The sequence below is a fragment of the Bacillus piscicola genome (genome assembly GCF_022458745.1).
GTDB lineage: Bacteria > Bacillota > Bacilli > Bacillales > Marinococcaceae > Alteribacillus_A > Alteribacillus_A piscicola.
Genome location: NZ_JAJJJF010000001.1, coordinates 490,780 through 513,631, shown reverse-complemented (window position 1 = coordinate 513,631; position 22,852 = coordinate 490,780). Strand labels below are relative to the sequence as shown.

Annotated in this window: 23 protein-coding genes, 2 pseudogenes and 1 riboswitch; of the genes and pseudogenes, 6 read left to right on the top strand and 19 right to left on the bottom strand. The window is 44.3% G+C overall.

Features of this window, described 5'->3' with window-relative positions:
• Window positions 1-7 precede the first annotated feature (7 nt).
• From LOR49_RS02440 to cobJ, 9 genes are read right to left on the bottom strand one after another with little or no spacing between them, the layout of a single operon-like run.
• Complete coding sequence (locus LOR49_RS02440; protein WP_240374510.1) at window positions 8-1,096, bottom strand: cobalt-precorrin 5A hydrolase; 1,089 nt, start codon at window positions 1,094-1,096, stop codon at window positions 8-10.
• The gene (gene cobM / locus LOR49_RS02435; RefSeq protein ID WP_240374509.1) at window positions 1,089-1,880 is read right to left on the bottom strand and encodes a precorrin-4 C(11)-methyltransferase; all 792 of its coding nucleotides are present in this window, start codon (window positions 1,878-1,880) and stop codon (window positions 1,089-1,091) included. Before cobM ends, LOR49_RS02440 begins: the two co-directional genes overlap by 8 nt.
• A complete protein-coding gene (cobI, locus tag LOR49_RS02430) occupies window positions 1,877-2,605 on the bottom strand; it encodes a precorrin-2 C(20)-methyltransferase (RefSeq protein WP_240374508.1) in 729 nt (242 codons plus the stop codon). The genes cobM and cobI overlap by 4 nt, the downstream gene beginning before the upstream one ends.
• Window positions 2,606-3,811: a precorrin-6y C5,15-methyltransferase (decarboxylating) subunit CbiE gene (gene cbiE, locus LOR49_RS02425; RefSeq protein ID WP_240374507.1), complete on the bottom strand. Its 1,206-nt coding sequence runs from the start codon at window positions 3,809-3,811 to the stop codon at window positions 2,606-2,608. It lies immediately after the preceding gene.
• Complete coding sequence (locus LOR49_RS02420; RefSeq protein ID WP_240374506.1) at window positions 3,808-4,929, bottom strand: cobalt-precorrin-5B (C(1))-methyltransferase; 1,122 nt, start codon at window positions 4,927-4,929, stop codon at window positions 3,808-3,810. The genes cbiE and LOR49_RS02420 overlap by 4 nt, the downstream gene beginning before the upstream one ends.
• Window positions 4,913-5,584 carry a precorrin-8X methylmutase gene (locus LOR49_RS02415; protein ID WP_240374505.1) on the bottom strand — a complete coding sequence of 224 codons (672 nt, stop codon included), beginning with the start codon at window positions 5,582-5,584 and terminating at the stop codon, window positions 4,913-4,915. Before LOR49_RS02415 ends, LOR49_RS02420 begins: the two co-directional genes overlap by 17 nt.
• Window positions 5,584-6,357, bottom strand: coding sequence for a precorrin-6A reductase (cobK, locus tag LOR49_RS02410; protein ID WP_240374504.1), 774 nt, complete (start codon window positions 6,355-6,357; stop codon window positions 5,584-5,586). The genes LOR49_RS02415 and cobK overlap by 1 nt, the downstream gene beginning before the upstream one ends.
• A 25-nt stretch (window positions 6,358-6,382) precedes the next feature.
• Window positions 6,383-7,258 (bottom strand): sirohydrochlorin chelatase, encoded by an 876-nt coding sequence (locus LOR49_RS02405; RefSeq protein WP_240374503.1) that lies wholly within the window; start codon window positions 7,256-7,258, stop codon window positions 6,383-6,385.
• An 11-nt stretch (window positions 7,259-7,269) separates the two neighbouring features.
• A complete protein-coding gene (gene cobJ, locus LOR49_RS02400; RefSeq protein WP_240374971.1) occupies window positions 7,270-8,892 on the bottom strand; it encodes a precorrin-3B C(17)-methyltransferase in 1,623 nt (540 codons plus the stop codon).
• A gap of 160 nt (window positions 8,893-9,052) precedes the next feature.
• Window positions 9,053-9,245, bottom strand: a riboswitch (cobalamin riboswitch).
• A 227-nt stretch (window positions 9,246-9,472) separates the two neighbouring features.
• Here cobJ and LOR49_RS02395 point away from each other — a divergent pair.
• Window positions 9,473-10,477, top strand: a complete 1,005-nt coding sequence (locus tag LOR49_RS02395; protein ID WP_240374970.1) for an NAD(P)/FAD-dependent oxidoreductase — start codon at window positions 9,473-9,475, stop codon at window positions 10,475-10,477.
• A gap of 49 nt (window positions 10,478-10,526) precedes the next feature.
• Here the strand turns inward: LOR49_RS02395 and LOR49_RS02390 are convergent, their stop codons facing one another.
• Both LOR49_RS02390 and LOR49_RS02385 read right to left on the bottom strand, forming a co-directional pair.
• Complete coding sequence (locus LOR49_RS02390) at window positions 10,527-10,877, bottom strand: HesB/IscA family protein (protein ID WP_240374502.1); 351 nt, start codon at window positions 10,875-10,877, stop codon at window positions 10,527-10,529.
• Window positions 10,878-11,876: 999 nt separating this feature from the next.
• Complete coding sequence (locus LOR49_RS02385; RefSeq protein ID WP_240374501.1) at window positions 11,877-12,113, bottom strand: YuzB family protein; 237 nt, start codon at window positions 12,111-12,113, stop codon at window positions 11,877-11,879.
• Window positions 12,114-12,371: 258 nt separating this feature from the next.
• On the opposite strand from LOR49_RS02385, the pseudogene LOR49_RS17690 reads away from it, so the two are divergent.
• From LOR49_RS17690 to LOR49_RS02375, 3 genes and pseudogenes are all read left to right on the top strand, one after another.
• A pseudogene (locus LOR49_RS17690) lies at window positions 12,372-12,533 on the top strand (TetR/AcrR family transcriptional regulator); the annotation flags it as partial.
• Window positions 12,534-12,944: 411 nt separating this feature from the next.
• Window positions 12,945-14,015: an NAD(P)/FAD-dependent oxidoreductase gene (locus tag LOR49_RS02380; RefSeq protein ID WP_420830396.1), complete on the top strand. Its 1,071-nt coding sequence runs from the start codon at window positions 12,945-12,947 to the stop codon at window positions 14,013-14,015.
• A gap of 164 nt (window positions 14,016-14,179) precedes the next feature.
• Window positions 14,180-14,401: pseudogene (locus tag LOR49_RS02375) on the top strand (NifU family protein); the annotation flags it as partial.
• A 104-nt stretch (window positions 14,402-14,505) separates the two neighbouring features.
• On the opposite strand, the gene thrB reads toward LOR49_RS02375, so the two are convergent.
• The 6 genes from thrB to LOR49_RS02345 form a co-directional block, all read right to left on the bottom strand.
• Window positions 14,506-15,426 carry a homoserine kinase gene (gene thrB, locus LOR49_RS02370; RefSeq protein ID WP_240374499.1) on the bottom strand — a complete coding sequence of 307 codons (921 nt, stop codon included), beginning with the start codon at window positions 15,424-15,426 and terminating at the stop codon, window positions 14,506-14,508.
• Entirely contained in the window at window positions 15,416-16,486 is a 1,071-nt protein-coding gene (gene thrC / locus LOR49_RS02365; protein WP_240374498.1) for a threonine synthase, read from the bottom strand. The genes thrB and thrC overlap by 11 nt, the downstream gene beginning before the upstream one ends.
• On the bottom strand, window positions 16,486-17,787 hold the full coding sequence (locus LOR49_RS02360; RefSeq protein ID WP_240374497.1) for a homoserine dehydrogenase: 1,302 nt from the start codon (window positions 17,785-17,787) through the stop codon (window positions 16,486-16,488). The genes thrC and LOR49_RS02360 overlap by 1 nt, the downstream gene beginning before the upstream one ends.
• Before the next feature lie 166 nt (window positions 17,788-17,953).
• Window positions 17,954-18,964 (bottom strand): spore coat putative kinase YutH, encoded by a 1,011-nt coding sequence (gene yutH, locus LOR49_RS02355; protein ID WP_240374496.1) that lies wholly within the window; start codon window positions 18,962-18,964, stop codon window positions 17,954-17,956.
• A gap of 72 nt (window positions 18,965-19,036) precedes the next feature.
• Window positions 19,037-19,807, bottom strand: a complete 771-nt coding sequence (locus LOR49_RS02350) for a TIGR01457 family HAD-type hydrolase (RefSeq protein ID WP_338021110.1) — start codon at window positions 19,805-19,807, stop codon at window positions 19,037-19,039.
• Window positions 19,804-20,271: a DUF86 domain-containing protein gene (locus LOR49_RS02345; protein WP_240374495.1), complete on the bottom strand. Its 468-nt coding sequence runs from the start codon at window positions 20,269-20,271 to the stop codon at window positions 19,804-19,806. The genes LOR49_RS02350 and LOR49_RS02345 overlap by 4 nt, the downstream gene beginning before the upstream one ends.
• A 115-nt stretch (window positions 20,272-20,386) precedes the next feature.
• Between LOR49_RS02345 and LOR49_RS02340 the strand changes: the two genes are divergently transcribed.
• Entirely contained in the window at window positions 20,387-20,689 is a 303-nt protein-coding gene (locus tag LOR49_RS02340) for a cytosolic protein (RefSeq protein WP_240374494.1), read from the top strand.
• A 60-nt stretch (window positions 20,690-20,749) separates the two neighbouring features.
• Here the strand turns inward: LOR49_RS02340 and LOR49_RS02335 are convergent, their stop codons facing one another.
• Entirely contained in the window at window positions 20,750-21,031 is a 282-nt protein-coding gene (locus LOR49_RS02335; protein ID WP_240374493.1) for a YutD family protein, read from the bottom strand.
• Window positions 21,032-21,157: 126 nt separating this feature from the next.
• On the opposite strand from LOR49_RS02335, the gene LOR49_RS02330 reads away from it, so the two are divergent.
• The gene (locus LOR49_RS02330) at window positions 21,158-21,748 is read left to right on the top strand and encodes a YhcN/YlaJ family sporulation lipoprotein (protein WP_240374492.1); all 591 of its coding nucleotides are present in this window, start codon (window positions 21,158-21,160) and stop codon (window positions 21,746-21,748) included.
• A gap of 23 nt (window positions 21,749-21,771) precedes the next feature.
• Here the strand turns inward: LOR49_RS02330 and lipA are convergent, their stop codons facing one another.
• Window positions 21,772-22,680, bottom strand: coding sequence for a lipoyl synthase (lipA, locus tag LOR49_RS02325; protein WP_240374491.1), 909 nt, complete (start codon window positions 22,678-22,680; stop codon window positions 21,772-21,774).
• Window positions 22,681-22,852: the final 172 nt, after the last annotated feature.

Below are 22,852 nucleotides of genomic sequence, written 5' to 3'. Positions count from 1 at the left end.
GCCTCCTTCACTCGAATTGCTCTTGGATGGCGACAGAAATCGTGACATTGCCAGACTTCTCTTTTTCCAAAAGCAGATTTTCATTCCCGGATGACAATATAGCCGCTGGTTCGCTTACCCCATACGCCCCCGTATATTTGTACACGACGTCTGAAGGGTTGCGGAGCGGTGCTTTGTTTAGTTCCTCAGGGGGATAATAATGAAAAGGCCAATTGTTGTCTTCACAAACTTGCAACAGGCCTTCTTCGTCCTTTTTCAAATCAATAGTCGATACTTGTTTCACAGACAACCGGCTTAGCTTCAATTTAGCCAATGTCTCGCTAATCACCGCTTCAATTTCTTCTGCTTCCGTACCACGGTTGCAGCCAATACCGAGATGAATGACTTTGGGCCTGTAAATGATTTGTGTTTCCGGTAATTTCTCTTTTTCTTCTATGGATAACGTTCGATGAGTGATCACTAGTGCAGTGTTTACCCCCATGTCCGCAGCCTCTTCAAGAGAAGATGTTACCGTCATATGAGATGGTAACGGCCTATCGTAAGTCCACCAATCTTTCTCTCCCGATTGTTGTACAATAACGAGTGGTTCTTCATTAACAACAGCTGCACTTGCCGGGATAACATGATCATAATCTTCCAGTGTCCAGCCAAAGGAGCGTCCTAATATATCCACAGGAATGGTCTGTTGTGCCTCAGAGGCAGTCGTTATAACCGGTGTTGCTTGCAACAGCTCGGCCACTTGGTGCGTCAACGCATTGGCACCCCCCAAATGTCCAGAGAGAACACTAATAACGAATTCTCCTTTGTCATCGATAACAACAACTGCCGGATCTGTTTTTTTGTCTTTAATATGCGGACTAATTAAACGAACCACAGCTCCGATGGAGACAATCATGATAATGCCATCGTACTGTTCAAACAAAACAGGCACTTGTTTGCGCACGGATCCTTCAAACATCGTGACCCCTTTTTCCTCTTCATCGCCGCGTGAGAACTTTACGGGATAAAATGGATCTACCCCCGGTAAAGCGTTCCCTAAGCGACGCGCTAACGCTGAACCATGTTTTGTGATTCCAACAGCCGCTATTTTATTCATGGGCCGGTTCTCCTTTTCGGTAACCGTGTGTGAAGGTTTTATCGTACAATTTAGATTCGAAAGTATTGTTCGCGATCAACTCTTCGTCGGCTGCTCTACTGATAATGACCATTGCTTGTTTTGTTATTTTGTTTTTCCGCATATCATCTTGCAGGTTCCCTAACGTAGTCCTTACAACTTTCTCATCAGGCCAGCTTGCTTTATAGACGACAACTACCGCATCGTTTTCTGTCCAACCTGCTTCGAGAAATTCACGAACAACCTTTTTAATAAGGGTGGCACTTAAAAACAGAGCAATACTACACTGATGAGCAGCAAGATCAATCAACTTTTCTTTTTCAGGCACCGGTGTCCGACCTTCCGCTCTTGTTAAAATCACTGTTTGCGTTAGTTCAGGTACGGTCAATTCGATACCGGCACTAGCAGCAGCAGCAAAGGCTGAGCTCACACCGGGTATAATTTCCGCTTCAATTCCCTCTGCTTTTAATTTTTTCATTTGTTCCAATATCGCCCCAAATACCGAGGGGTCTCCCGTATGGACACGCGCGACTTTCTTTCCTTTTGAAACTGCTTCTGCCATCATGGCAACGATTTCGTCCAAGTGCATACCGGCACTTTTTTGCACGACAGCATTCGGTTTTACGTTGACAAAGAGTTCTGGATTGACGAGCGAGTCGGTGTAAAGGATAAGATCAGCTTCCTCAATGAGCCGCTTGCCTTTTACGGTGATGAGTTCCGGATCGCCAGGTCCCGCTCCAATAATATGAACGAGCGCTTCCGTCATACTAACGCCTCCTTCTTTTCTTTGCGTACCATCATCAAGGTCAAGTACTCGAGTTCGGCCGTTTTTAGCTCATCCATGTTCCGCCACACCCATTCGTCTTCCGAAGTCACTTTTGTGGCAACTGCCGCTGACTGAGCAAGACCTAATTCTTCGAGAAGTTCAATCATCATCGGGAGCACTTTCGCCACTTTAATAAAGATCACCCCATCATGCTGCAACAACGCCTCTTTCATCTTCTCACGATCTTCCGTTGCCGGGATAATTGCCGTCCAATCATCTCCGTCCGCAAGCGGGATCATTAACCGAGAGGCTACCGCAGTAACCGAAGAGATCCCCGGAATAGACGTTATTTCTACTTCAGGAAACTTTTTATTCATCGTTCTCCACAAATGGATAAACGTGCTGTACAGCATAGGGTCGCCTTCCGTGACGAAAGCCACGTCTTTTCCTTCTTCCACATGTTCATAAAGTTCGTCCGCGATTCTGTTCCATTCTTTTTCTAGTACATCTATCTCTTTTGTCATCGGAAATACAAGTCCTAAGCTTTCTTTCATCACATCGGCATAAGGCTCAATAATTTTGTATGCATAGCTGTTGGCACCACGCCGTTTCTTCGGATAAGCCACGACATCCGCTTCTTTTAACGCCCGGTATGCTTTAATTGTGAGGAGCTCCGGATCGCCAGGCCCAACCCCAACTCCAATAATTTTTCCATGATCGGCCATTTACTCTCTCTCCTTATGTGTTGCTGTTATGATGTAAACAGGATTCAAACCTTCAAAGCGAGTCATATGTAAAATTGGTTTACTGCGAGCAAGATGAGCCATCGTCACATCTACGGCAAAGTTTTGGCGTTTAAACACTTCCATCGCCTCATGCAAGGTCTCAATTGTCGCTGCATTTAAGACAATGCGGCCTTCGCTCTGCAGCCGTTCGGTAATCGTTTCCAATAGTTTTTGCAAATTCCCACCAGTGCCGCCGATAAAGACAGCGTCTGGATCCGGCCACTCTTCTAAGTGTTCAGGAGCCTTGCCATGGTAAAGGTGAATGTCTGCTCGTAATGTTTTCGCGTTTTCCTTAGCAGAATCCAAGTCGGCTTCATTTTTCTCGATCGCATATACGGCACCATCTACAGCTAAGTGCGCGGCTTCAATAGCAACGGAACCAGTACACGTACCGATATCCCAAACGATACTGTCCGTTTGCAAATTTAAAGCTGCCAGACTTAACACACGTACCTCTTTTTTCGTAATTAGCCCTTTATCTGGTTTGCGTTGCCGGAAAATATCATCAGGAAACCCAATAGAACGCCGTTGTGCTAGTTTTTTCGCTTTCAAAATCACAACATTAAGCGGTGCTGCTTCATAGCGGGAAGCCTCTTCTAATGTGTACCACTTCACCTTTTCTTTCTCACCGCCGAGATGCTCCGCAACGCATATGTCATATTCATTCATTCCATACTTTTGCAAATACTGAGCGATCTTAGCTGGATTATTCGTCTGATCGGTGAGAAGACAAACCTTCTTTTTCCCATGTACCTTTTGTGCAAGACCTTTCATAGAACGACCGTGAACACTAATGTAGACAGCATCGTTCCAGCTTTCTTGGATTGCAGCGAACGCCAGCTGAATAGAGCTTAAGGAAGGGTAAATTTCTACATTCGGGAGCTTCTTTGCGAGATAGGAGCCGATGCCGTAAAATAAGGGGTCGCCTGAGGCCAGGACAACCGTTTGTTTTGTATCGGATTTCCATTCTGCTATTTTATTTTTCAAACCACCTTCGAGAATAACTTTCTCTCCTGCATATTCAGGAAAGAAAGCAAGCTGCCGATGCCCCCCAGCTAAGCGTTCAGATTGCTGAATCCATTCCATGTATTGCGGCAATAAGGTATCCGTTCCATCTTCGCCTATGCCAATTACCTTTATCGTCATGACTGTCCTCCCTCTTTTTCGCTCCCTGGACCACAATAAACAACCCGGCTGAGTAGCTCTTTTTTTAACGTAATTAAAATGACTTCTACTTCAATGCCGCCTCCAGCATGGTCATAGCAATTCTTAGCCGCACGCTCACAAAGCAAGGCGAAAAAAGCATCATGCCCTGCTTCTCTCATGATGTTGCCAGCTTCGGTAGCTGTATTAGCAGTTTCGACTTTTTCCTGAAGTGCCTGATCCGCACCAGCTTTCGCAGCCAACTCCCGTAAAAAACGAAAGTCAACAGGGGCACTTCGAGAGTGAACCATCATAATTCCCTGAGCTACTTTGGAAAACTTCCCAATCATCCCCACTAGTGAAACTCGCTTCCTTTTTTTACTTTTACACTGTTTCAAGCTAAAGCCGACAAAATCACCCATCTCAACAAATGCTCCTTCATCTAGTTCAGGAAAGATAGAGATGGCGAATTTTTCACTTCTCCCGCCGGTTGAAAGCACAAGATGGTCGACGCCATTCTCAGCAGCAACACTCACACCTTGCGCGATACTGGCCCGGTAAGCTGCCGTTGAAAATGGTACGACGGTACCGCGCGTGCCTAATATAGAGATGCCACCGATGATCCCAAGCCGGGCATTCATTGTTTTTTTGGCAATCTCTTCCCCTTTAGGTACCGAAATAATAATTTCAGCCCCCGTGTGTCTCGTTTCATGTAATACTTCTTCTGCTACCTCCCGTAACATTTTCCGCGGGACCGGGTTAATGGCGGCCTCGCCAACCGCGATTGGCATTCCCGATTTCGTTGCGCGTCCGACCCCTTTGCCGCCATCAATAATAATCTCGTCACTCCACCTCACTTCCGCGACTATTTCAGCAAGATGGGTTGCATCGGGATCGTCTCCGGCATCTTTAATGATGCTGGCTTTCGCAAAATCATGGTGCACTTCGACGTGTTTCATATAAAACGTTACGAGGTCCTTATTCGGAAGAATGATCTCTACTTCCATCACTTTCTCCTGATAAGCGAGACTTAGCAGCGCTGCTTTAGCGGCTGCTGTTGCATTGGAACCGGTTGTGTAGCCGTGACGTAATCCTTTCAGGTCCTTAGGAGGTTTCTTCATCGTGTTTCTCCTGCTCTTCCGCAATTCGAATCAATGCATTTACAGCAGCAACGGTTACCGGGCTTCCTCCTTTTCTCCCCAAATTCGTAATAAAAGGTATGTCCAATTTAGCCAGCTCTTCTTTGGATTCTTGGGCGGAAACAAATCCAACCGGCATTCCGACGACGAGTCCCGGTTTTGCCTCTCCGTTTTTAACAAGACGAATAAGCTCCAATAACGCGGTGGGAGCGTTACCGATAGCGAAAATTGCCCCATCAGCCTCTTTTACTGCTTTACGCATAGAGATGATGGCCCGGGTCGTATTTAAACGCTTCGCTTCTTCCATCACATCAGGATCCGATATGTATACATTCACATCTCCGCCGAAAGTTTTTAATTTTGGCTTGCTTATACCAGATTGAATCATTTGTACATCGGCAATTACATTTTTACCGGCACGGATTGCTGCCACACCGGCGCGCACGGCATCCGGGTGGAACTGGACGCTTCTTCCGAGATCGAAATCAGCAGAAGCGTGAATAATCCGCTGTACTACCGGATATTGTTCCGCTGTAAATGGGTGTTCGCCGATTTCTTCTGTAATCATTTCAAAACTCTTTCCTTCAATTTCCATTGGTTGTACCGTTAAAGGTTTAAATTCAGTTGAAAAGTCCATTATTTTTCCTCCTTTAGTAAAGGCTGCAACTGGCGGAGTATTTCTTCGGGGCTGTCTGTGACCATTCCATACGCAATATCGGGTCGTTTAATTAAAATCACTTCTAACCCTAACTCAAGTGCAGCCGTAACTTTTTCATCAAACGATCCTTGCTTTCCACTTTCCTTTGTTACGACGACATCCGTTTTAAATTGACGATACAGGGCTGTATTAAGCTCCTTCGAGAATGGACCTTGCATCGCAACAATATCTTCCTGCGCTACGCCAAGCTCTTTACACTTTTCCATATTCTCGATTCGGGGCAACATTCTGCAAACCATCCTCACGTTCTCGAGCGGCTGCAAAACACGAGTAAAAGTGGCTAACGTTTTGCTTCCTGTCGTGAGAAAAATACTGTTCCCTTTTTCTCCTGCAAGACGGGCTGCATCCTCATATGTTTTTACTTTGGTTACCTTATCATCATAGGAAGTAATCGAACTGCGTTCATAGCGGATATACGGAATGGTGACTTCCTGTGCTGCCTGAATCGCCTGCCGGGAAGCTTCCTCTGCAAACGGGTGAGAAGCATCAACAAATGCCCTGGCATTGGTTTCTCTCAGTATACCGGCCATATCAGCAGCCGATAAACGACCTACCCTTGTGGGAACCCCGGCTTCTTCCAGTTTGTTAGCCGCTTCGTCCGTGACAACGGAAGCAAGCACATTATGCCCGTTCTTTTTCATTTCTTCAGCTAATTCTTTTGCATCACTTGTACCTGCTAACATAAATATCATGTTGGGTGTCTCCTTCCGAAACTAGTTACGATGAATGACTATGATGATGACCATGATCATGGTCGTGCTCGTGGTGATGATGGTGGATGCCGTCCATATTCTCGACAGCAAATAACCTGTACTGGCACATGTCGCAATTTAAAGAGGCTTCCCCTTCCAATGCTTCCGCTGCTCTTTCCTTTAAAATGGTTTTCAACCGCGGATGAAACCCGATCGGTGATGTGCTGGAAAATTTCCGTTCGGGATATTCTTTTTGAAACTCCGCAACTTTCGCTTCTGTCCTGTCCATTAAAATACCGGAAAAGAAAAAGTACGGTAGTAAAATGACGTTTTTCATACCAAGACGGAGGCAGCGGTCTACACCACTTTCCACATCCGGCTTCGTTACCCCGATAAAACAGACCTCGACCAGTGTATGATCGAGCGCTTCCGAAAGAAGCCGCGACAGCTTGTACACTTCACTGTTCGTATCTGCGTCGCTGCTGCCTCGTCCAACGATCAAGATCGCCGTATCTTTCTCTTGTTGATCAGCTGACAGTCCAGCCTCCTGTTCGAGCTTCTCCTGTAAAAGGTTCACCATTTCTTGATGAATCCCGATCGGACGTCCATACGTGAATGAAACGTCAGGATATTTCTCTTTAGCTTCGTCAATGGCATGCGGTATATGAATCTTTGAATGTCCTGCCGGAAGAAACATAATTGGTACGAGAGCCACATGTGTCGCACCTTTTTGAACACAGGTATGAACTCCTTCGGCTATCGTCGGATTGGCAAACTCCAAAAAGCACGTTTCGATGATAGATTCATTCATCTCTTTCTTTAACTCATTTACAAAATTAGAGATCTCAGTGTTCCCCTCTTCTTTCGGGCTCCCATGCCCGATAAACAATACAGCTTTCATTTCTTCCCCTCCTATTCACATGGATTGTTAACTTCCACAGGTGTAAACATTTCCTGGTATTGAAAGTTTTGTACGCGTTGAACGCGCTTGAAAAATTTATAAAAGCGCTCATTCGGCATACCTTTCTCGCGGTATTCATCGATGATGTTCACAATTAAATCAACTAATCTTTCCGGCGGGAGGCCTTCGGTAACAGGCTGACCCGTATGTGCGTTGCGTCCCATCGCTTTTGCGCCTAAAAATAAGTCAAAGGCTCCCCGACGATAGACAATTCCAATATCGTCTGCTACCGCACCGTAACAGGCCATCCCACAGCCATTGAACCCGATTCTTAAAACTTTCGGTACTTTTAAACCGCCTAGTCTTTCTTTTATTTCTTCTGCGTATGGGATGCTGCTCTTTTTTTCCCCGTCACAAAAATCACAAGCCTTTACATGGATCACATTTCCTACAGGAGACACGGTCCATCCCTCTTCTTCCAATCGTCGCGTAATTTCCTGCGGTTCTTCCGTCTCTAGAGAAACCCGCAAATAATGACTCGTCGTGTAGTACACTTCCCCTTTTTCACCGACGATGTCTGCAAGCAGGGCCAGCTGAGAAGCATTGATCGATTTTTGCCAAACACCTGGCGAAACAGCGAATTCGAAGACAGACGTTTGTTTAAATACTGGTGCGGCCTCCTCACGTGCGTCAGCCGTCAGCGTTGTGCCGTCTATATAAGATAATGCTTCTTTTGCTAAGTCTGTTGCGGCGAGCTGTTTATTCTTTATCAGTGGTTTTTTTTTTACTAATTTCTCCCTTTTTCCGCCATGCATGGCCCATGGTTCCGCTTCCGGCTTCAGACGCTGTGCCGGCTTTAGCTTTTGTTCTTCTTCCCCGAGCGTATACTTTCGTTGATACCCGCGCGGAGTAATCATTTTCCCGTCATAATAAAAAGTGGAGTTATTGCCAATAATGACAGTGGTTAACATGCCAATTTCAAACTCAAGCATATTCTCGAGATCTGTCATTACGATATGCTGACGTTCTCGAAAAGCACTTTTGACGAGACCTACTGGTGTTTTAGGATCGCGGTATTTCAATAAAATGCGTTGCGTTTCTTCAATTTGCTTCGTTCTTCTGCCGCTTTTAGGGTTGTACAAGGCGATAACAAAATCAGCCTGCGCCGCTGCCTCTACTCGTTTTTCAATTAATTCCCAAGGGGTTAAATGATCACTGAGACTGATCGTACAAGCATCATGCATCACAGGAGCGCCTAATAAAGAGGCACAGGAGTTAATGGCAGAAACACCTGGAATAATCTCTACTCCAATTCCTTCTTCTTCCTTCCAACCTTTTTCTATCAGCACTTCGTAAACGAGCCCTGCCATTCCATACAAGCCGGCGTCTCCACTGGAAATGACGGATACTTTACTGCCATTTTCAGCTTGTCTAACCGCTTCTTGGGCTCTTGTTACCTCTTCCGTCATCCCGGTACGCACAATTTCTTTCCCCTCAATTAAATGGCTGACCAGGTCCATGTACGTTTTATAGCCTATTACGCTGTCCGATTCAATTAGCGCTTCCTTCGCACGATGTGTCATATGTGCTTCATCTCCCGGTCCGAAACCGACTACAAAGATTTTACCTTTCATCATAGGTAACACCCTTTCTATTAAAATATGATGACGCAAAAAAAGCATCTCTAACATTGTGGAATGTTAAAGATGCTTGGAACGCAAACTATTCCTAGTAAAAAAGAAACAGACAGCCCTGCCGCACTCTTTAACACCTCCCCATTACCCGTAGGTTCTAACGGTGTTATTGAAAAAGGCAGGTCTCCTGACTCCTGGTTTCACGTTTACCATCCTTCCCCCCGGATGACTCGGGAGTGGCTCAGCAGGTAAACAACCCAGTTACAGTGGCGGGACCGTGCCGGAATTTCACCGGACTTCCCTTTTAAGGAAACAGTTCATCAGCTGTCTCCACCTTTTCCTATAAACATATTCAGTTGTCACTTAGTATGTATTGGTAACTAACTTGTATATATTGGTTTGTTGACAAGATGATTTCTCCATCTTCACTTTAAAACAAATGTCTTCTTTTGGCAATCCTTTTTGTAAAATAGGTAGAATGTTGTTCTGACAATTACAAAAAAATCGACAGTAATTCTCTTACTTTTAAAAACAAAAGTCATATGTTTATAATAGGAGGTATGTGTATGATGACACCAATATGGAGGTGGACGTTTTGGTCCCTGAACAAGATATATATGATATTACAATCCTCGGCGGTGGTCCGACTGGATTATTTACTGCCTTTTATGGTGGGATGCGACAAGCGAAAGTGAAAATTATCGAAAGCATGCCTCAGCTTGGCGGACAGCTATCAGCGTTATATCCGGAGAAATACATTTATGATGTTGCCGGTTTTCCCAAAATCAGAGCACAAGAGTTAATCGATAATCTTGTCGAACAAATGAACATGTTTGAAACGGAGGTTGTGCTCGAACAATCGGTTGAAAATGTAGTAAAAACAGACGACGGCATCTTCGAACTACACACTGGTAAAGATATCCACTACTCACGAACTATTATTATTACAGCAGGAGTGGGGGCATTTCAGCCACGCCGTTTAAAAATAGAAGGTACAGAGCCATATGAAAACAACAACCTTCATTACTTCGTCAATGATCTTCAGCAGTTTAAAAATCAGCGTGTTATAATATGCGGTGGTGGCGATTCGGCTGTCGACTGGGCCAATATGCTGGACCCGATTGCGGACGTTTTGCTTGTTCATCGCCGTGATACATTCCGTGCGCATGAGCATAGTGTCGAACAACTTGAAAAGTCCGATGTTGAAATCGTGACTCCTTTTCAAGTAAAAGAGTTGATCGGAGACGGGGAGACAATTGAGAAAGTCGTGATTGAGGAAGTCAAGGGCGATGAAACACGTGAAGTAGACGTAGACAGCCTCATTGTTAATTATGGATTCATTTCCTCTCTCGGCCCAATTAAAGAATGGGGACTCGAATTTGACAAAAACATGATAAAAGTCAATTCAAAAATGGAAACAAACATAGAAGGAATTTACGCCGCCGGTGATGTTGCCACCTATGAAGGAAAGGTGAAGTTAATTGCGACAGGTTTTGGGGAAGCGCCTACGGCAGTAAACAATGCCAAAGCCTATATGGACCCGAAAGCCCGTCTTCAGCCGGGACACAGTTCCCATATGTTTTAATAACGAAAAAGACTCCCTTTGCGGCCGGCAAAAGGAGTCTTTCATTTGGTTAACAATCTTCCGGGGTACCGGCATTAGTGGCCGTTTTAAACGATGAACCACATCCACAGGATACAAGGGCATTCGGGTTATCAATCGTGAACCCGCCCCCCATCATGTTCTGTTTATAGTCGATCACGACACCTTCAAGCAGAGGTGCGCTTTCCTTATCAATTAAAATTTTCAACCCATTCTCTTCCTGGACCTTATCGTCCTCGGCTGCCTCAGAATCAAAGCCTAAACTATACGACAATCCTGAACATCCGCCGCCTTTCACACCAACTCGTAACATTACGTTCTCTTCCTCTTCTTCCATCATTTTCTTCACTTGCGTTACTGCCGCTTCCTTGACGGTAATCATGAATTGTACCTCCTTTGCTTTAAAGCCTTTCATAAATTATAACGTGTTTAAAAGATTCCTTCAAACACTACACTTACAAAGTATGCGTCATGTTTTTCTCTAAATGGTTATGAGAACAATACTTTCAACACTTTGTTTTTACACAACTACAACCGACTTCCAATCGCTCTGGGCGGGCGCTTTCACCTACAGGCACAAGGGCGACATCAGCTCGAGACTGCGCTTACGCTTGCTCTCACTGTGTCTTCTTTGCCGCGGGCAACGCTTCAGCTTCCTCGGGCCTACAGGATGTAGGTCATGCAACCGTTGCGACAGGACGTCGCGAATTTAGGTTGCCTCCCTTTAAGCGCTCACTGCGGGACCTAAGGAAGCCGCCTAAGTTCCCCACGTCCTGTGGGAACGGCGGCCCTAGCACCTCCTGTGCGTCGCAGGATGCGGTGGCTTCTGCGTTGACTTGTACAGGATGTACTGACTTCTACGTTGCAAACAGGACGTTTGCGTTCTTAGTAGAAGTTCCCTTCCCGACGTGTGCGGTCTTAGCAGAGGTTCCTTTATGCTTTTCCCGCTGGAGTCGCCGCCCGACGCTCTTTTCAGTCCACAACTATCAGTTTTCTTTTGAAGTTATCGAGTAATATTTTACACATACACATGCAAAAGAAGCTATTCTGAGGGAACATCGAGAGGTCGTTCCTGGAATAGCTTCTTTAATGAATCAATTTCATAAGTGTTTAAATAACTAAAAAAGACGCACAATCATGTGGAAATTCTGTTTAAATATTCTCCTAAAACCGCAAATACTACCGGTTGATTGTAACGGAAGGCGGCGACTCCTGCGGGAATAGCATGAGTCTTGAGACTCCGCAATGAGCGGAGCGAATGAGGTGGCTCAAGCCATGCCCGCGGAAAGCGTCCGCCTGCAGTGGAAATCAACAGTCTATGCTATATCCAAATTGTTCGGATTTTAATAACTGGATTCGAATTATGAAATTGACTTTAATCTTAAAACATTGGGTTTTCTTCTAAATATTTATAAATATTGGCAAGCAGTTCATCTGGGTCTTCTCCATCAACTATTTCTCCATTGACTAGGGCATACATGTTCATCGCGCAGTGCGCACAGTTCCCTAAGCAGCCATATTCAATGATGTCAAGATCTGGATCTTTCTCAAGCTCTTCTTTTACTTCCTGAGTGCCGCTTGCCAAATTGCTCATGCAAAATTCTATAATAGGCAGCATCAGTTTCACCTCTTTAGCAGTCTGCACTTATCCTATCGCTGCTTGCGAAATAAGTCAACCTGTCCAAAGTCGAGTCTTTGCCCTTTCCTACCTGTATTATCTGTTCTCAAAAAAGGGAATAGTTGAAATTTAAACGAATTGTTGTAAAATCGCCACACAATCGTTATAATTTGAAATGACCATGGTCATTTTTACATATACATATCTAAAAGTGAAGTTATAAAAAGCTCTCTTAAATAAATAAGAAGGAGGGTTTTGGTGAACAGAGATGATAAAAAACAGCTAACCCGGGGGAAAATAATACAAGCTGCGGTGTCTTTATTTCGGGAAAAAGGGTTTGAGACCACTACCGTTCAGGAAATAACGGAAACAGCGGAAATCGCCAAAGGAACCTTCTTTAATTATTTCCCAACAAAAGAGTCCATCATGCAGTCATTAGCGGAGGACCGGCTGCAAGAAATTGACGATTACATGGAAACATATAGTTTACGACGTATGAATTTTTTATCCAAGCTGCGCGTCCATTTCAGTTACTTCCTCGGAGAGTATCACTTAAATCCTGAACTGACGAGGCAAATATGGCAGCATGTCGTAGAAAGAAAAGACTCCTTGCTAATAGAAAATTGGAAAGAACTCCTTAAAAATGGGATGAAAGAAAAAGATATCAAGGCTGACACCGACATTTCATTGTGGGCAGACATTATTAACAGCCTGTTTTATTATACATTGGCTACTGTTGAAGAAGATACCAGGGAAGCATATCTTGATCGATTAATGGTACTTCAATATACGAGCTTACAAGGAATTTTAACAAAAAGGGGACATCAATCGATGAAAAAGTTAGTCATTTTGGGAGGTGGTTATGGGGGGCTGCGCATGTTACAGCGCTTGCTGCCGAATGACCTTCCAGAAGATGTTGAAATTGTGCTTGTAGACAAACTTCCATACCACTGTATGAAAACGGAATATTATGCTTTGGCCGCTGGAACTGAGGCGGATCATGAAGTTCGCGTTCCTTTTCCAGAACACAACCAATTGCAACTTCACTTTGGGACGATTGAAAAAATTGACATCGAACAACAGTTAATCCACATGCGAGGGGAAGAGAGCCTTACCTTCGATTATTTGATTGTCGCCCTTGGAAGCGAAGATAAATATCACGGTGTGCCTGGTGCCAAGGAATTCACATACAGTATCCAGTCTATGGAAAATACACGGAGAACGTATGAGACCCTTAATAATCTCCCCGCTAATTCCGTTGTTTCGATCATTGGTGCCGGTCTAAGCGGCGTAGAAATTGCAAGCGAACTTCGTGAAAGCAGAGCGGATCTCCGTATTAAACTCTTTGACCGCGGTGAAACAATTCTGCCAATGTTTCCAAAGCGTTTAAGCAATTATGTTCAGAATTGGTTTGAGAAGCACGACGTTGAGGTCATCAGTAACTCTAATATTACCGAAGTGAAAGAAGATGGTTTGTATAACCATGACGAATTCATCGAAACGGATGCTACCATTTGGACTGCCGGCATCCAACCAAGTAAGATTGTCCGGGATATGGATGTGGAAAAAGACGACAAAGACCGCGTCATTTTAACCCCTCATCATCATCTCCCAAATAACGAAAATGTTTTTGTTGTTGGTGATTGCGCAAGTCTTCCGCACGCACCAAGTGCTCAGCTTGCAGAAGGGCAGGCAGACCAGGTTGCAACGGTGTTAAGGAAGCGGTGGAATGGCGAAGTTCTCCCTGAAAAACTTCCTACTATTAAATTAAAAGGAGTGCTCGGTTCCTTAGGTAAGAAACATGGGTTTGGTGTGATGGGGGACACAGCTTTAACGGGCCGAGTAGCACGATTGTTAAAGAGCGGTGTCTTATGGATGTATAAATACCACTCAGGTGTGTAATCATTATAATCATTCGGTTTGATGATACTGATTGATATCAGTTGTCAATGGAGCGCTGTTCATAGTACAATATCCAATAAGCCCTTAAAAAATGTACCCTTCTCTACAGCACTATTAAGGGGAATGAAAGGAGAGATTCGTGCATGCCACATACAACGGAAGATATGTACGCTCAAGTGCAGGAAGTTCTTGAAAAGTTACGTCCATTTTTGCTACGTGATGGCGGTGACGTTGAATTAGTAGGATTGGAAGACGGTATCGTTAAAGTACGCCTTATGGGAGCGTGTGGTACCTGCCCATCTTCTACAATTACTTTAAAGGCCGGTATCGAGCGTGCTTTAATTGAAGAAGTTCCTGGCGTTACTGAAATTGAACAAGTATTTTAACACTAAATTACATGTATAAAAGGGACTGTCCGAAGAGACAGCCCCTTTTTTTCTTTGCCTTGCCATTTTTTCACCGTAACCCTACTGATGGAAGTTTCCCCTTATCAGGATGAGAAACTTTTATCCTCCACATAGCGAACCGTTGCTCCAAATGGTGCCGGTCGTGCAGGATAAATGTGAAAGTCAGGATAATCTTTTTGCAGCTCTCCGCATACAGCTGATCCTTCACCAGCCGGCGCGAGACAGACGATGGTAGGTCCTGCGCCGCTTAAAGCGGCACCATAAGCCCCATATCTACGTGCATTATTGATAATATCTGTCAATCCAGGGACTAATTTTTCCCGGTACGGATGATGGAAAATATCACTTCCCATCATCCGTCCAACTAAATCCCACTCTTCTTTTAAGAGTGCTGCTACCAGTACATTTCCAATCGAACTTCCCCGGATGGCGTCAGCATAATTCAAGCTTTCCGGTAAAATCCCACGGGCTTCTTCTGTTAACAGCTCTGAACTAGGAACGGCCAGCACTAAATCAACGTCAGGAACACCGCAATGGACAAGGTTAGTCTCTACTTTCGAATGCGTCCCGACAATTAAACCTCCGTACAAACATGGGCCGACATTATCTGGGTGTCCTTCCCAAAGACTTGCATAGCGCAGTTTCTCTTCTATCGAAAGCTCGGTTCTCGTTAGCCCATTGACCAACTCAATAGCAGCAACTATCGCAGCGGCACTGCTTCCTAACCCACGCGCAAGTGGAATCTCCGTAGTCATTTTAACGTGGCAGGGAGGAAGCTCGACGCCTAATTCCTCAGCTAAACCGGACGCTGCCTTATAAACAAGGTTGTCGTTCCCCGCAGGCATAGTAGCCAACTCTGGAGATTCCGACTCAAAACTCCATTCCTCCGCTTGCTCTGCCTCCAGCGTTAAATAGCGATTCACAGCCAGTCCGATTGAATCAAAGCCCGGCCCTAAATTGGCAGAGCTTGCCGGAACCGTGATGACTAATTTTTTACCTGCCACCTGTTACGCCTCCCTTAAGTTTTTCCAAGAAGGCATCTTCACTGTTTGGAATTAATTCCGGTTTTACTGTAATAGTATCAATAGCTGTGTTCGGGTCTTTCAAGCCATTTCCGGTTAAGACACACACAACTTTCGAACCTTTTGGTATGATCCCCTGTTCTATATGTTTCCGCAAGCCGGCAACGGAAGCACATGAAGCCGGTTCCGCAAATACTCCTTCTTTCTGGGCAAGCAGCTGATAGGCTTCCAGAATTTCCGCATCTGTGACCATATTAATACGGCCATTTGACTCCTTGGCAGCATCAACTGCTTTCGTCCAGCTCGCTGGATTCCCAATACGGATTGCTGTTGCGATTGTCTCCGGTGCTTCAATGATCTTATTCTGTACAATAGCGGCTGCACCTTCTGCTTCGAAGCCATGCATCTCAGGAAGGCCTGTCTTTTTTTTCTCATGGTATTCCTTAAAGCCTTTCCAGTAGGCAGTAATATTACCAGCATTCCCGACTGGAATAGACAAAATATCCGGTGCCTCTCCTAATGCATCACAAATCTCAAATGCTGACGTTTTTTGACCTTCGATACGGTAGGGGTTAACCGAGTTAACGAGCGTGATGTTTTCTTTTTCACTAACGGACCTCACAATGTCGAGGGCGTTATCAAAGTTTCCTTGAATTTCAAACACTTCGGCCCCGTACATAACAGCCTGAGCAAGCTTGCCAAGCGCAATTTTCCCTTCAGGAATGACGACGACAGTACGCAAACCTGCTCTCGCACCGTATGCAGCGGCCGCTGCTGAAGTGTTACCAGTAGAAGCGCAAATGATCGCCTTACTGCCTTCTTCTTTCGCCTTTGCCACCGCCATAACCATTCCGCGGTCTTTAAATGATCCTGTCGGATTCGTACCTTCTGTTTTGACGTGGATATCAACGCCCCATTCCTCTGATAAACGTTCCAAATGAATTAAAGGCGTATTCCCTTCATTTAACGTTAAAAGCGGGGTCTGGTCATTTACTGGCAAATAGTCTTTATAGGCATGTAACAAACCTTTCCAGCTGCTCATCACTGATGTCCTCCCTCGACACGGTACGTGCTCTTGATGTCAATGACAACGTCCATATTTTCTAATGCATTGTAAATCCGTTCGTAAACTGCTCTGCTTGTTGTATGAGTGATAATAACTACCTCGGCAGCCGGCTGTTCTTCCTCTAACGGCCATTGCAAAAGTTTCTCAAAACTAACATCCTCTTGTGCAAACAACGATGTCAACGCCTTAAATGTTCCTGTTTCATCTTTAACGTGTAAACGCAGGAAATACTTTGCTTCTACTTCTTCATCTGACTTTAATTCTTTTGCAAATAAAGGGGTGGAAATCGATCGCCCATTTACTCCGAGTACTAAATTCTTCACAACCGTGATAAGATCTGAAACAATTGCTGTTGCTGTCGGCAATGAGCCGGCCCCAGGTCCGTAGAACATTGTTTCTCCGATCGCTTCTCCGTACACATACACAGCATTATATTCATTATCCACTGAAGCGAGAGGATGATTGTCAGGAAGCAGCATTGGCTGAACAGTAATTTCAATTCTGCCTTCCTGACGTTTCGCAAGACCGATCAGTTTCAGCACATAACCGAGTTGACGACAGTATTCCATGTCTTCCGTGGTTACAGTAGTAATTCCTCTTACGACAACGTCTTCCAACGCCACATCTGTTGAAAAACCTAATGTAGCGAGAATAGCCATTTTCCGAGCCGCATCAAGTCCTTCCACGTCAGACGTTGGGTCACTTTCTGCAAATCCAAGCTCTTGGGCTTCCTTTAATACTTCCGCATAGTCACGGCCTTCCTGATCCATCTTCGTCAAAATATAATTAGTCGTGCCATTAACAATACCCATCATTTGGGTAATGCGGTCAGATGCCAGCCCCTCCGTCAATCCGCGAATAATAGGGATTCCTCCCGCTACACTCGCTTCAAAAAATAAGTCACAGCTGTTATCCGCTGCAACCTTCAGCAATTCCGCACCGTACAGTGCCATCAAATCTTTGTTAGCTGTAACGACATGCTTTTTATTCTTTAATGCTTGCAGAATGTAATCGCGCGCTTCTTGGACCCCACCCATCACTTCGATTACTACGTCAATGTCTGGGTTGTGCAGAATATCTGCAGGCTCTTCTGTCAACTTTTCTTTATCAATCAACACTGTACGAGGTTTTTCCTTATCCTTCACAAGCACTTTCCCAATTGAAATAGGACGGCCCACTTGATGCATAAGTTCCTGCTGATGATCATTTACGATCTGAATGACACCAGATCCGACAGTTCCCAATCCAAGAATTCCAACAACAACGCTTCGTTCCATATTTCTCCACTCCTTGCTGCTATTCCGAACGTTCTTTGTTACACATCATGTCATAGAAACAACTTCTATGTCAATTGGATAAACGCGGGGTTGTTTTCACCCACGAAACATTTGTCTCCCCATAAAGGACATTATATAATTCAGTCATGATGATTACAAGAAATATTTATGCGAAATTTTTCTGTTGAAGCAGCCATTTCGGTTCCGTTTCCCACCTTGACACTTCCGTTTTTAGAAACTGTGCGAGCTGGTCAAGGTGAGCAGCTTCTCTATCCCATAAACGGCGCAACTCCCGTTCTGCCGTTTCCCGTTCTGGTATTGTTTCTTGTAAATACAGCCTTTCCAGCTGTTCGATATAATAATAAGGAAATAACAACCTTCCAAAAATGAGTTGTCGATCTAAACGGCTTAATCGTGACGTTTTCGTATATTGATCAATAAATGTACTAATCTGTTGGTGGTCATACTCCTCTTCAAACGCATATCTCACCCATTCTGCTATATCACGAGCAGGATGGTCATACAACCAATCCACAGGTAGTTTAACAGGATTAATCCCTTCCCCTACCGTCACCCAGGAAAAGGGTGTATAGCAAAAGTGACAAAGAGAACCTTTGGCAAACGATGGCATGAGAGACGCTGTTTCTTTTACATACTGTATGGCATTTTCAGCTCTTCCGATGTAATACGGAAATGTCTGGAGAAAAAAACGGTCGACCCGGGTATACGTCGTTTTCTTCCGAACGTTCCAAAACCAGTTTTCAAGCTGGTCTATTCTTTTCCCCCACCAGTCGCACCATCTGTCAGTGAAAAAGTGAGAGGTCGTTTCTGTAAATAAACGAGTGGACAGCTGGTGAAACGCTTGTAGTTCCTCGCCGTCTTCTAGTCGTTTTTGTGCGAACATGTGGGGTACCTGAAACAGTAACTGATTTTCCCCATCAATAGGTACCGCACGCTGGCCGGACAGCGGTGGAATATACAATGCTGTTGATTTATCACCCAGCCGCATCAACTGCTGGGCCCAGTTCCATTTTGTTTCCCAATCATCCTGACTAGCAGATTGGTCCGGCACTAGTAAAAAAATGTGGTCCTTCGTATAAAATCCTAAATAGCGTCCCGCTTGAAAAAATTGTTCCACGTACAACCCGTAATGGTCATAGATCTTTCGTTTTGACACGATCAAGGCCCTCCCTCATATAATCTCCCTTGAAAAATTATATGTAGGGAAGACACTCACTCATTCACGTAATCATAACAGTTGCCAATGAGCCAATGAAGGAATGCTATACGTAGGCGGTATGTTCTTTTGTAAAAGTTCGTCGGCTGCAGTCACTCCCGTATCCACATGAATGGTATCAATACCTGCCCTTATCCCGGCGAGAATGTCGGTATCGTAATTGTCTCCGACTAAAACAATCTTTTTTCTCGGTATACCTAACAACTGAACCGCCTGATCAATCATTACCTTTTCAGGTTTACCAATCAACATCGGCTGTTTACCCGACGCTATTGTGATAACGGAAGTGATGGCTCCATTACCTGGAAGAAATCCATTCTCCGTGGGAATAACCGCATCTCCATTAGTAGAAATAAAAACAGCGCCAGCCTGTACCGCTTGGCTCGCTTTTGCCAATTTTTCATATGTAACTTGTCGATCGAGCCCCACTGCCACAAAACCTGGTGTGTCTTCCTCCTCTTTAATGCCATGTGAGAGAAGCGCTTCTTTTAAGCCAGATTCTCCAATAACATACGCACTCTGTTTAACCGGTGAGGCGGACATGAAGGCAGCAGCTGCTACACTTGACGTGAGGACATTTCCCGCTTCACAAGGTATTCCCATATTTTGAAGGCGTTCTGTTACTTCTTCTGGAGAGGCAGTTGAATTATTCGTAACAAACACAAAAGGGATCTTTAAAGATTGAAGGCTTTTTACAAAAGTGACCGCCTCTGGAATCGGATCCTTACCTCGGTACATCGTTCCATCTAAATCTAACAGAAATCCGCTGTATTGTTTCCTCACAGCTGTTTCCCCTTATCCGTGTCTTGCTCTGGTAAAAATGCAGAAACTGGTCCCAGTTCTTTTTCTACATATTCACGAATGTTGTTCGGAAAATCCTCAAGTGCCTTTTTATTATCCTCGATCACTTGCTCTATTCTTTCATGATTGATTTGTGTATATTGTTGTACCAACGGCTTTCGTAACGCGATTACATTTTTCAGTGAATGAGCGTCATCCGCATGAATAACCTTTTCATCCTCCAATATATCCACAATATCATCGTAGCTCCCAGGATCCCGCATAATAAAACCATCGATCATTTTATTTCCTACGTCAATGACCGCTTCAATCCATCCTTGTACAATGCGCTCGAGTGCCAGCTTTGCCAACGGGGAGTCAGTTGCACCTGCCTGCGCATACACGTCATTTAAATGCTCTATGTAACAGACTGTTTCTTCCATGTTTTTTCTATCTACAAAGTACAACAGCACTTCCTCCCATCTAAAATCAGTATTATGGCAAGTATACCATATCATTCCCCTTTTCACTTCGTATGAATTCGTATCTATCGGGGGATCATTTGAAGAAAGGGGTGATCTAATGGAAAACAATTATCGAAAAGCACGAGTAGCCCATGAATCATCCACTTTTACTGACTTTGCCAATGTGGAAACAGGAAAAAATTACCTCGTTCCAGAACAGACGCCGGAAGGTCCGTACGGTTCTCCCATCAATACGAAGTTAGGCAAAACAACGCCGTGGGAGAAAGGGCAACGTCGTTACAGTGCCTTTAACTACGAATTCAAATCGTTCCACGAAGATATACCCAGACAATTCCCAGGGGCACACCCACCACATGATGACCCCGAGGAAGAAGAAGAATATCTTTACACTTCAAAATAAGGCATTCTCATTGAAAAAAGGTCTGGCTTCCTCCATAACGTGGAGGAGGCTGACCCTTTTTTATTCCGCTGGCCTAACTTTCTTTAGAACAAAGTAAGCGCATCCGAAGCTGCAATATTCATAAATATAATCTTCCAGTGTTTCAATTTTTGTATCAAATGAAGCTTTTTTACGGGTATTCGCAAAGAAACCACGTAGACGCAGTTGATTATGTGACCAGTCTCCGACCACAAAATCATATTTATTTAATATATCACTGTAGCGATTTTTAAATTCTTCCTCATCCCAGCCATTTCTGACGTCATTGACTAATTCAAACCGCTGGCTTTGCACTTGAATCACGACTTTGCACCTCGCTTTGTTCTTATTGTACCACAGGACTTTTTTTCCTTACCGGATTTTCCCGTCTGCTTTTTTGAATTTTTGAGCCATACTAACACTCACAGCTTACTTTAAAGGAGGATCTTCATGAAAAAAGCAGTGGTAATCGGAACTGCTGCCATCTTGTTCATACAAGGCTGTTCCGGCATCCCAAATAATACAAAAGAAGATTTAGGGGCAGAATACGGCCCTCACCACCCTATGGATTATGTGTCTTATACAGAAGAGGCGGAAACGGAAAAGCCAAAAGTGAATAATTTTGGTTACAGCAGAAATTACAGCAATGAAGTCGGGCTTGATAAAAAGTTGTCCATGCCTGACATCATTGATCATCAGAAAACAGCAGCCGGGATTGGCACACTCCTTGTGCAGGCACCAGAAGTGGACGAGGCTTCCGTACTAATTACAAACGAATACGCTTTAGTCGCTTTTAAACCTAATAAGGAACACAAAAAAAATGCAGTAAAGCAAGTTAAAATGATGACGGAGACAGCGGTCCCCTATTATTACGAAACAGTTGTGACAGACAATCCACGGATGATGGAAGATATTGAATCTTTTAAGTCAATGGACGATCAGGCTAAAGGAGGACGCTCTGCCCTTCGTCAAACCGTAAAGGATATGAAAAATATGACGAAGCAGCCTAAAACGAAAAAGGATGAGGTCGACTCCATGTAGGAGATCGACCTCTCGGTTTTTCGTTAGGCATTCTTATATTTGTTAGCTTCCTCAAGCACTTGAGCTTCGTTGACCTGTTCATCCGCATGATAAGAAGAACGGACAAGTGGACCAGACTCACAGTGACTGAATCCTTTCGTCATGGCAATATCTTTCAGCTCTGCGAACTCTTCCGGCGTATAATATTTCTTCACTTTTAAATGCTTTTTTGTCGGCTGTAAGTATTGCCCGATTGTCATAATGTCTACGTCATGAGCGCGTAAATCATCCATCGTTTCGATTATTTCATCCTTTGTTTCGCCCAAACCAATCATTAAGCTTGATTTAGTTGGGATATCTGGATGTAATTCTTTGGAACGCTGTAATAACTGCAGGGAACGATCATAAGTGGCCCGTGCCCGTACCCGCGGTGTCAAACTACGAACAGTCTCGATATTATGATTTAAAATATTAGGACGAGCTTCCATTAATATCTCAAGGTTTTCATAAATACCCATCATATCGGCTGGCAGCACTTCAATCGTACAAAATGGATTTCGCTTTCTGACCGCACGTATTGTCTCTGCAAATACAGCTGCCCCGCCGTCTTTCAAATCATCCCTCGCTACTGCGGTAATGACGACATGCTTAAGCCCCATTTGCTCAACCGATTCTGCTACCCGTTCAGGCTCTTGCCAGTCAAGCTCATTAGGCAGTCCTGTTTTTACCGCGCAGAAGCGGCAGCCTCTGGTGCAGATGTCTCCTAAAATCATAAACGTTGCGGTCTTACGCTCTGCCCAGCATTCATGGATATTGGGACATTTTGCTTCTTCACAAACGGTGTGAAGGTTTTTTTCTCTCATCATTTTTTTTAGGCCTTTATAAGACTCATTTGTATTTAATTTAATTTTTAGCCATTCCGGTTTACGAATGTATTCTTCTGTTTTAGCCATGTTTCCACTCCATTCTAATCCATATGTAAGAAACGATACTGATTAGTCTTACTGTAACACGGACCAGATTTAGCGGCAAATGGTTCGTTTTCCAGCCTTTGGGTTCATGAATGACTTTCTTCTCAGGCACACTAAACGTATGAAAATTTATTAAAGGACGAGTGAATGGTGC